The sequence below is a fragment of the Pseudomonas pseudonitroreducens genome, assembly GCF_021603645.1.
Classification (GTDB): domain Bacteria; phylum Pseudomonadota; class Gammaproteobacteria; order Pseudomonadales; family Pseudomonadaceae; genus Pseudomonas; species Pseudomonas pseudonitroreducens.
On record NZ_BQHJ01000024.1, the window covers coordinates 1 to 9316 of the forward strand.

General features: G+C 56.5%; 6 protein-coding genes. 2 read left to right on the top strand and 4 right to left on the bottom strand.

Annotated elements, in window-relative coordinates:
* The first annotated feature begins 867 nt into the window (after positions 1 to 867).
* Entirely contained in the window at positions 868 to 1362 is a 495-nt protein-coding gene (locus tag L6D89_RS31970) for a BRO-N domain-containing protein (RefSeq protein WP_236202291.1), read from the top strand.
* A gap of 139 nt (positions 1363 to 1501) precedes the next feature.
* On the opposite strand, the gene L6D89_RS31975 is transcribed toward L6D89_RS31970, so the two are convergent.
* From L6D89_RS31975 to hsdR, 4 genes are all read right to left on the bottom strand, one after another.
* Positions 1502 to 2584, bottom strand: a complete 1083-nt coding sequence (locus L6D89_RS31975) for a PDDEXK family nuclease (protein WP_236202292.1) — start codon at positions 2582 to 2584, stop codon at positions 1502 to 1504.
* Between the two features lie 15 nt (positions 2585 to 2599).
* Positions 2600 to 4315 carry a restriction endonuclease subunit S gene (locus tag L6D89_RS31980; protein WP_236202293.1) on the bottom strand — a complete coding sequence of 572 codons (1716 nt, stop codon included), beginning with the start codon at positions 4313 to 4315 and terminating at the stop codon, positions 2600 to 2602.
* The gene (locus tag L6D89_RS31985) at positions 4312 to 5781 is read right to left on the bottom strand and encodes a type I restriction-modification system subunit M (RefSeq protein ID WP_236202294.1); all 1470 of its coding nucleotides are present in this window, start codon (positions 5779 to 5781) and stop codon (positions 4312 to 4314) included. The genes L6D89_RS31980 and L6D89_RS31985 overlap by 4 nt, the downstream gene beginning before the upstream one ends.
* Before the next feature lie 159 nt (positions 5782 to 5940).
* Positions 5941 to 8307: an EcoAI/FtnUII family type I restriction enzme subunit R gene (hsdR, locus tag L6D89_RS31990; protein ID WP_236202295.1), complete on the bottom strand. Its 2367-nt coding sequence runs from the start codon at positions 8305 to 8307 to the stop codon at positions 5941 to 5943.
* Between the two features lie 210 nt (positions 8308 to 8517).
* Between hsdR and L6D89_RS31995 the strand changes: the two genes are divergently transcribed.
* Positions 8518 to 9243: an Arm DNA-binding domain-containing protein gene (locus tag L6D89_RS31995; RefSeq protein WP_236202296.1), complete on the top strand. Its 726-nt coding sequence runs from the start codon at positions 8518 to 8520 to the stop codon at positions 9241 to 9243.
* The last annotated feature ends 73 nt before the right edge of the window (positions 9244 to 9316 follow it).

Genomic DNA, 9316 nt, shown 5'->3' on the forward strand with positions numbered 1-9316 from the left:
CTTGATTCAACTTGTTAAAGAGCAGTTGGTTAAGGCTTTCGTCTCAACCGAGGCGCGCATTCTACGCTAACCTCATCTTTCGTCAAGCTTTATTTTTCGAAAATTTCTTTTCTACTCAATCGCTTGGACCTCCGAGAAGCAAAACCTCTCATCAGCGGGAGGCGCATTCTACAGCGATCAAACTCACTGTCAAGCACCTCGGTGACCTTCTTTTCAGCTCGCTGCCGGAGCAGCCAATGAAGAGCGGCAAGTGAATCACCTGCCTGATCACCACTCTCAACTTCGAATCTCTGTAAGTACTTGATTTTCAAGTTCTTTCAGCGCTTCGTCGCTGGGAGTGGTGCGCATTATAGGGAGTTTAAATTGGCCGTCAACGAATTTTTGCAGAAAGATGACAAAGGGCCTCTCCCCTCCTCCTTCTACATAGAAGCAGCACCGCCCCGCAGCCGCATCACCCCTGACGCATCAGCAACGACCATACAACTGAATCGTGCCACCTATATAGAGAAGACGCCGCCGAACCGGCCATCTCGAGGTACGCTTCCCAGATTCCTACGCGCTTTGCAGGTTGCCGCCTCGGAAAGCCCTCCTCCATCCTCCGCCCGTCACGGTCAATCCTGTGGCCTGGTTTGACGACCGGAACTGAGATGGCGCGAAAGCGCTGAAAGCGCGTGCGGGAAACAGCGACGGTTTCCTGTAGGCCCTTTCATGCCTGTAGTATTCACTACTGGCTCTATGGCGGATCGCGCGGGGAGGCCCTCGGGTCTGCCGGTTCCATCTCCCGGTTCGTCAACCCTGCGCGGTCCGCCACCCTTCGCTTGACGACGACGCGTGGCGGTTCCTCAACCTCGTAGATGGAGCTTCACCATGCAAGACACCTACAAGCCTGTCGTTTTCCAACGCCACACCCACCAACTGCGTGCCGTCCTGATCGACCGCCAACCCTGGTTCGTCGCCCACGACTTCGCCCTCCTGATCAACGCCCGCCGCCCCTACCGCCTGCCCAACCGCATGGACCCGGAACAAAAACGCGCCGCCATCCTGGAATACCTCAGCGGCTTCCGCGAAGAAGTGGAAGTCATCAGCGAATCCGGCGCCTACAAAGCCCTCTACCGCTTCTGGCACCCCGAACACCGCAACATCGCCAAATGGCTCAGCGACGAAGTCCTCCCCACCCTCCACGACACCCAGCACATTCCCGATAGCAATCCCCAGCGCGCTTTCATGACCTGGGCCGATCAACGCATCGGCGTCATCAAGTGGCAGGGCGAAATCTGGATTGCTCGCCGTGACCTGCCAACCTTCCTGGCGGCGCAGGATGACTGGGCACTGAGAGGCACGCCGAGCTGGCGGTCGATATAGGGAATTTTTGCGGGAAGAGAAATGCAAAAGGCCGGTTCATTGCTGAACCGGCCTTTTCAATTCCGGGCGGGCAAAGTGACGAGCGCGTGGTTAATAGCTCCTCAAGCCTTTGCCTGACCTCCAAATACGGGTAGCCAGTTCAACTGATCCCGAAGCGCTCCTTCAAACGCTCGACGGTCCAACGCCATTTGGGCGTGGTTGGCCGGCATACGGTGTTCTGGTTACCAAACAGGCCGACTTCCTTGATCGCTTGCTCCCGCGAAACGCTCTCCAGCCATTGGACTGGCACGAAGTATTCGCTGCGCTGCGGATCGTCAACGAACTCGCGGTGGTAGTTCGCTGCAGTGAGCAGTTCCAGTGCGGGCACTTCCTGCCCCTGGAAGGGCAAGCAAAAGTCTGCCGCCGGGGTGACGTAGCCGGTAACGCGACCGACGCCCACATAGCCGGCACCGGGTACGTTTACCCATACCCGGTCGCCAGGAGCCAGCACCTTGAGGCTATTGCTATACCAACTCCCGCCGCCGCCACAAATGAAACCAAACTGCCGCGCTTCCGGCCAGGAGCGGCTGGTTCCTTCACCGAAAGAACAATAGAACTCGCCGTTCCAGGGTTCGCTGGGAGTACCCGGTTTGCTCGCAGCGGTGGGCTGCGGCGCTTCGGACGGATCCAGCAGCCAGACGCGGCTGATCAACTGCTGCTCACCCAGTTCAAAGACCTGGAAGCACAACACGTTGATGGCAATATCACGCTCGTTCAGATAAGCCACGATGCGTTCGCTGCTGGCATCCAGCTCGGCAGCAACGATGACGATCTGATGGCTCTGATTAAGCTCTTCCACATCGAGCGGTGCACCGAAGCGCATCTGGAAATCTGCCGCCAGATCGCCATTGGGCTGGAAGCGCTGATAGATGGCAGCGATTTCATCCGACTCCAGGCGTTCGACCCAGGAGGCATAGTCCAAAGCCTGCGCAACTACCTCGCGAGGCGTACGGGCGCGCTTGAGCTCGATCAACACCAGCGAAGCATCCGGCGCTAAGGCCAACAGGTCGATGCGCCCGCCCTGGCCGGTGCTTTCCTGCTGGCCGATCAGCATCCAGTCCTCGGAGAGTAACACCGGTGCAGCAACGATCATTTCTTCCAGAAATTGCTCGCTGGCCAGCACGGCGTTTTTCAGCTGTGCGGGCGGTGTGCCGACGGTCCAGATTTGTGTGTGAATGGGCATCCCTGCGCTCCTGAGTTAGGCCACGGCCTGCTCGACCAGGGCATTGGCCAGATGCTCATGCACCCGACGGGCTTGGTTGAGACGGGCTTTGAGTTGATCGCAGAGCGCCATCAGCTGGTCAACTTTGGCGACGATGCGGTGTTGTTCGGCGAGTGGTGGCAGCGGTACAGCTATGTTTTTAGATTTAGTAACCGAAATATTGTCTTGCCCTGCAGTACCAATAAGAGCGATGTTTTTTAAAAACGAACCCTCCTTCAAAAACGTATAGATGTACTGAGGGCTCACTGGCGCAATCAGCCCAAAAAATACTATGGCTTGATTGCAGTTCCACTCAGGAAAAGTATCGGGAATGATCGCGACCTTGCCCAATGGTGGACCGACGATATTCATAACCACGTCGCCAGGCACCAAGGCTGAGCGCTTCATCCTCTCTGCATGATGCTCAAGGCTTACAAATTGCTTTTTGTATTCGAAATCGATTTCTTGATTCCGAATGTTGTAGACCTTAAGGAACGGTATGCCCTCGTCGTACTGAAACAACTCCGATGGTGGAGTTGAGCCAGAAGATATGGGGCGACAAATGTCGCCCATGCGCCCCCATACCCAGGAAGACGGAGCAGCGAAAAGCTCTTCATCAGCGCTTACTGGCTCCAGGCGTGGGGTGTCCTTTATTTTTTTTGCAGCTACTAAGCGCAGCTTCTCGGCCTCGATACTTTTGCAAAGTTCACTTGCCGGTTCATCGCTTGGATCTTGCGGCACCAGTTTGCCCATTACGGCCAGTTGCAGCAGGGATTGCTTGAGAGCGTCGATGCTGGACTCGGTGGTGAACAGGGTGTGGAAGTGTTCGGCCAGGCGCTGCCAGCTTACGGCGAAGTCTTCGGCATCGGCGGCCTGAGTCAAACTGCCCAGCAGCGCCTGTATCAGTTGAGAGTGGGCGCTTTCGGCATCGGCCTGACGGGTTTCCAAGCGGTCACACAGGGCCATCAGCTCATCGACTTGGGCGACGATGCGGTGTTGCTCGGCGAGCGGGGGCAGTGGGATGACCGCATTGTTTAGCTTGGCTAGAGTCACGCGAGTAATCGCCACGCCAGTCATACCAGCACGCATCTCTCGATAGAAAACTGGCGAGACCATCGATTTCAGCATGTACTCGTTGTGCAGCCCGCAGCTGGGCTTGAGTAGTGCTACACTGGATAACATGCTAAACGGTTCATCCAGCGAGTTAATTGTGGCTATGCCAGTGGTCGCGCCGTCTTTGATATATAGGATGTCGCCTTTGCTTGGGTCACAACGAGAAAAGATCTCCTGATGTATCTCTTCGGTTACATAAGTGACCTCCGACAGGTCTATACCCCATGACTTGATGTTTTTTGCAGAGATGTACTTATAATCGCCACTCGGTTTGTTTGTGGGAGAGTGGTGTGTTCCATCTGTTATTTTTAAAGTTAGATCGCCAAGACGCCCCCACACCCAAGACATGGGTAACTCATATAGTTTTTCTTCCTCGTGTATGGACGCCAGCGGCTTCTGCTTCTTGATCTTCCCTTCCGCCACCAGCCTCGCCTTTTCCTCGGCGATCCTCTTGAGCAACTCACTCGCAGGCTCATCACCGGGATCTTGCGGCAACAGTTTGCCGCGTACCGCCAGTTCCAGAATCAGCTCGCGCAGCTTCTTGATGCCATTGGGCGCGCCCGCCAGCAGTGGCAGATTATCGGTGAGCAACGCCGTCATTTCTGGCGCTCCAGAGCTTCGGCCAGCACAGCTTTGAGCTGATCGCGTAGCTCGCCAATCTCGCCTTGCAGCTTGGCGTAATCACCGAGCAGCTCCTCCGGATCATGGCTGATCTGCTCACCGATATGTGGGTTCTTGCAGTCGAGGTTCCAGTTGCGAGCCTTCAACTCGTCAAGGCCGACCTTCCAGGCGAACTCGTTTTCCTTTCGCGCAGCAAAACCATCGGTCTCGCAGCCCCACCAGGCTTCCTCAATGGCGAACTCTTCGACACGCATGGGCTTGGTTTTGGAGTAGCTCTTATAACCGGCTGGGTACTGGTGCTCATAGAACCAGACATCCTTGGTTGGTGTGCCTTTTGTGAAGAACAGCAGGTTGGTCTTGATGCCGGTGTAAGGGTTGAACACGCCGTTGGGCAGGCGAACAATGGTGTGCAGGTTGCACTCGGTGAGCAGCTTCTCCTTGATGCGGCTCTTGATGCCTTCGCCGAACAGGAAGCCGTCGGGCAGCACCACGGCGGCGCGGCCACCGTCCTTGAGCAGGTGCATGATCAGCACCAGGAACAGGTCGGCGGTTTCTCGGGTGCGGAAGGCGGCGGGAAAGTTGGTTTCGATGCCGTCTTCTTCCATGCCGCCGAACGGGGGGTTGGCAACGATGCAGTCAACCCGCTCACCCGGCCCCCAACTGATCAGCGGGCGAGCCAGGGTGTTGTCGTGCTTGATCTGGCTCGGCACTTCGATGCCATGGAGAATCATGTTGGTGGTGGCCAGCAGGTGCGGCAGCGGCTTTTTCTCCACGCCGAAGATGCTGGCCTGCAACACACGATCGTCATCGGCCGTTTGCACATACCGCTTACGCTTGTGCTCGATACTGCAGGTGAGAAAGCCGCCGGTGCCGCAGGCCGGGTCCATGACCTTTTCATGCAGCTTGGGGTCGACCATGCGCACCATGAATTCGGTGACCGGGCGCGGGGTGTAGAACTCGCCGGCGTTGCCGGCGCTCTGCAGGTCGCGCAGCAGTTGCTCGTACATGTCGCCGAAGGCGTGGCGTTCCTGTGCCTTGTTGAAATCCACTCCCTCCTGGATCTTGTTGATCACTTGGCGGAGGAGCTGGCCGGATTTCATGTAGTTGTAGGCGTCCTCGAACACGCTACGCACCACGAAAGCGGCCGGAGTGGTGCTGTATTCGTGGAGGTTCTGCAACTGCGGGAACAGGTTGTTATCAATGAAGCTCTTCAGCTCATCGCCGGTGATGCCCTCTGGGTTCGCCGCCCAGGTACGCCAACGGCAGCTCTCGGGAATGGGCGAGCGATAGGCGTCATCGAGCAGCTCCCATTCCTGCTCACGGTCATCGAAAATCTTGAGGAACAGCATCCATACAAGCTGGCCGATGCGCTGGGCGTCGCCGTCGACGCCGACGTCCTTACGCATGATGTCCTGAATGGATTTGATGGTGCTGGAAATCGACATGCTCAATCTCTGAATAGGTTCATGGCACAAGGCTCACTGCGTAGAGTGGCCTTGAGCATTTGAAGTGGCGCGATTTTCCCATAAAGGGAGCGCTGGATTCACGGGTGCTGTAAGAGTCGGGGCTGCGGCACTTGTACGCGCAACCCCGCTAGAGCGGAATCACGAGACGTAGAGTTCAGACTCGAGCTCGTGAATAGCTTTCTGGTACCCCGATTTACCGCCAAATGCCTGCACAAGCTCCAACGGTGCACCGATCTGGCTGAAGGGAGCGAGCTGGAGGATCTTGATGTCTTCGATGTGCTCGACGCCGGTATCGGCATACTTGTCCAGCAACGCCTCCAGCACTTGCCGGGCCGCACCGGAGTACTTGGCGAAATAGTTGCGCTTCTTCACCTGCTCGGCGCGCTCCTGGCGGGTCAGCGGCGGCTGGTCGAAAGCCACGTGGCAGATCAGGTCGAAGGGATCGAGCGACTGGCCACGCTTGGCTTGTACTTCTTCCGCAAGGGCTTCCCACATCACACCCTTGGCGGCCAGTTCGTCGATGATGGCTTTCTTCTGCTCGGCATCGCTCCAGCGACGAAGAAAGTCATCCAAAGAGGCGAACTGTTTCTTTACGCAGTTGCGCGTGTAGTCACGTAGCGATTCGGTGATGAGCTTGCCGTCGGGGCCGTAATACTGAATACGCTCGGCGATGACGAAGATCGGGACGTTGTCGATCACGTACTTGATGTGCTTTCGGCCCTCGCTACCCGCCCCACCGTCGGCCCCGTCCGGCAACCACTCACCACCATCGACGATGCCCTCCTCGCCTTCCGCAGGGCTATCCGGAGGAACAGGGGACTCACCGCCATCAGGGCTGAAGATCACCACGGGATCACCGTCGAATGCCGGGTCGGCAAACAACTCGGTGGCCTTCTTGAAATCCATGATGGTGAACCAATACTTGCCATAATCCTCATTGATGCGAGTGCCGCGGCCAATGATCTGTTTGAACTCGGTCATCGATTTGATGTGCTGATCCAGCACGATGAGCTTGCAGGTCTGGGCATCGACGCCGGTGGTCATCAACTTGCTGGTGGTGGCAATGACCGGATAGCGCTGTTCAGGGTTGATGAAGTTGTCCAGCTCGGCCTTACCTTCCTGGTCATCGCCGGTAATGCGCATGACGTACTTACGGTTTTCGGCTACCCGCTCCGGGTTGAGGTTCACCAGCGCCTGGCGCATGCGTTCGGCGTGGTTGATGTCATCGCAGAAGACGATGGTCTTCTGATAGGGATCGGTGGCCTTGAGGAATTCGGTGACCTTTTGCGCGACGAGTTGAGTCCGCGCCTCGATCACCAGGTTGCGATCCATGTCTTTCAGGTTGTAGATGCGGTCTTCGATCAGTTCGCCATTCTTGTCGAGCATGCCCTTGGGCGGGCGCCAGCCTTGCAGGTCCTTGTCGAAATCGATGCGCACCACTTTGTAGGGGGCGAGGAAGCCGTCTTCGATACCCTGCTTGAGGGTATAGCTGTACACCGGCTCGCCAAAGTAAGTGATGCTCGAAACGTCCTTAGTTTCCTTGGGCGTGGCAGTCAGGCCGATATGAGTGGCGCCGGAGAAGTATTCGAGTATGTCGCGCCATGCAGAATCTTCAGCGGCACTGCCACGGTGGCATTCATCGATCACCACCAGGTCGAAGAAATCCGGCGAGAACTGTTTGTAGACGTTCTTTTCTTCCTCGGCGCCGGTGACCGCCTGATACAGCGACAGGTAAATCTCGTAGGAAGTGTCGATCTGGCGCTTGGCGATCTTGGTCATCGCCTGGCCGAAGGGTTTGAAGTCGTTGTTCTTGGTCTGGTCGACCAGGATGTTGCGGTCGGCGAGGAAGAGGATGCGTTTCTTCTGCTTGGACTTCCACAGCCGCCAGATGATCTGGAAAGCGGTATAGGTTTTGCCGGTGCCCGTGGCCATGACCAGAAGAATGCGATCCCGTCCGTGAGCCACCGCTTCAACAGTACGATTAATTGCATTCATCTGGTAGTAACGCGGCGAGCGCCCTGCGCCATCGTCGTAGTACGGGGCTTCCACCTGCTGTTGTGCTGCGCCTTCCAGCCCCTTCCAGGTGCAATAGCGCTGCCAGAGCTCGCTTGGGCTTGGGAACTGATCGAGGCTGAGCTCGGTTTCTACCTGGGTGCCGGTGCCACTGCGGTCATGGAACAGGAAGCCGTCGCCATTGCTGGAAAATACGAAGGGCACGTCCAGCGCTTCGGCATAGCCCAGCGCCTGCTGCATTCCGGAGCCGACGTCGTGCTTGTTGTCCTTGGCCTCAATGACGGCGATGGGCAGGTTGGGCTGATGGTAAAGGATGAAATCTGCACGGCGGGCTTCGCCTCGGCTGTGCAACTTTCCGCGCACAATAATGCGGCCCTTGGTAAAGCTGACTTCCTCACGCACCTGCTTCTGGATGTCCCAGCCCGCCTGCTGAATAGCCGGCGCAATGAATTTAGTGCAGATGTCCCGCTCGGAAAGCGATTTCTTGTCCATGGCTAGCTATGTCCCTATGGCATGCCTGGACTTTACCAGACTCGCCTAAAGGCATGCTGCCATCACGAGCGAATTAAGAAGCATGAGACCTATACGCCGAATAGAGCAGGTAAAATATTCGCCCATAAAAAAACCCAACCACCGAAGTGATTGGGTTTCTCTGAATTTGGTCGGGACGGAGTGATTCGAACACTCGACCCCTTGCACCCCATGCAGGTAAATACCGTTACAACGGAATCCAAACCAGTCCGAAACAAAAAGCTCAACACTTTGAATTTACTGGCATGCAGAGGATTTTCGATCCAAAATCGTCCGAAGCCATACGATGAAAGCCGATCTCAATTGGCAACGAATTGGCAACCAGCCAATCTTAACTGGCAACCAATTGGCAACAGGGAAACTGACCAGATGGCCAAGATCACAGACCGCCAAATGACGGCTAAACCTGGTACGAACGACAAATGGCTGAGCGAAGTCGCCATATGGGGGCACGGCAGCTTGGTGGCCCGGATCACCCCAAGCGGTGAGCGCCTTTTCTATTTTCGCTATGCAAATAGTAGCGGCGACCGTATCACCTACCCCATCGGCACCTACAGCCGAGAAGGCTTGGAAGGCACAATGACACTAGCCGAAGCAGGCCAGCGAGCCAAAGAGCTCGCTGGCCTGCACAAGGCAGGAGTGCGGGACATCCGAGAGCATTTTGAAGCGAAGGAGAAAGCACGTGTTGCGGCTCGGGATGCAGAGCTTGCACGGCTCACTGCAGATAAAGCCGCAGCGGAGGCAGAGCGAGCCCGACAGGCAGCGAGGAAAAATGTCTCGGAGCTTTTTGAACACTGGGCCAAGGTCGACCTCATCAACCGCAAGGATGGTGGTGCCGAAGTTCGATCTGAGGGATTGCTTCCGTTAGTAAATGAATTACAGTCCGCACCACCTTGATAGAAGCCTGAGAAATTACATTCCAGCCTCTGAAGGGGAGTCATCTGGATGGTGTTTAAGGCTGTGAAATGAG

Coding starts and splice junctions, on each gene's coding strand:
- L6D89_RS31970 (WP_236202291.1), top strand. CDS start 868: ATGCAAGACACCTACAAGCCTGTCGTTTTCCAACGCCACACCCACCAA.
- L6D89_RS31985 (WP_236202294.1), bottom strand. CDS start 5,781: ATGTCGATTTCCAGCACCATCAAATCCATTCAGGACATCATGCGTAAG.
- L6D89_RS31975 (WP_236202292.1), bottom strand. CDS start 2,584: ATGCCCATTCACACACAAATCTGGACCGTCGGCACACCGCCCGCACAG.
- L6D89_RS31980 (WP_236202293.1), bottom strand. CDS start 4,315: ATGACGGCGTTGCTCACCGATAATCTGCCACTGCTGGCGGGCGCGCCC.
- hsdR (WP_236202295.1), bottom strand. CDS start 8,307: ATGGACAAGAAATCGCTTTCCGAGCGGGACATCTGCACTAAATTCATT.
- L6D89_RS31995 (WP_236202296.1), top strand. CDS start 8,518: ATGCAGGTAAATACCGTTACAACGGAATCCAAACCAGTCCGAAACAAA.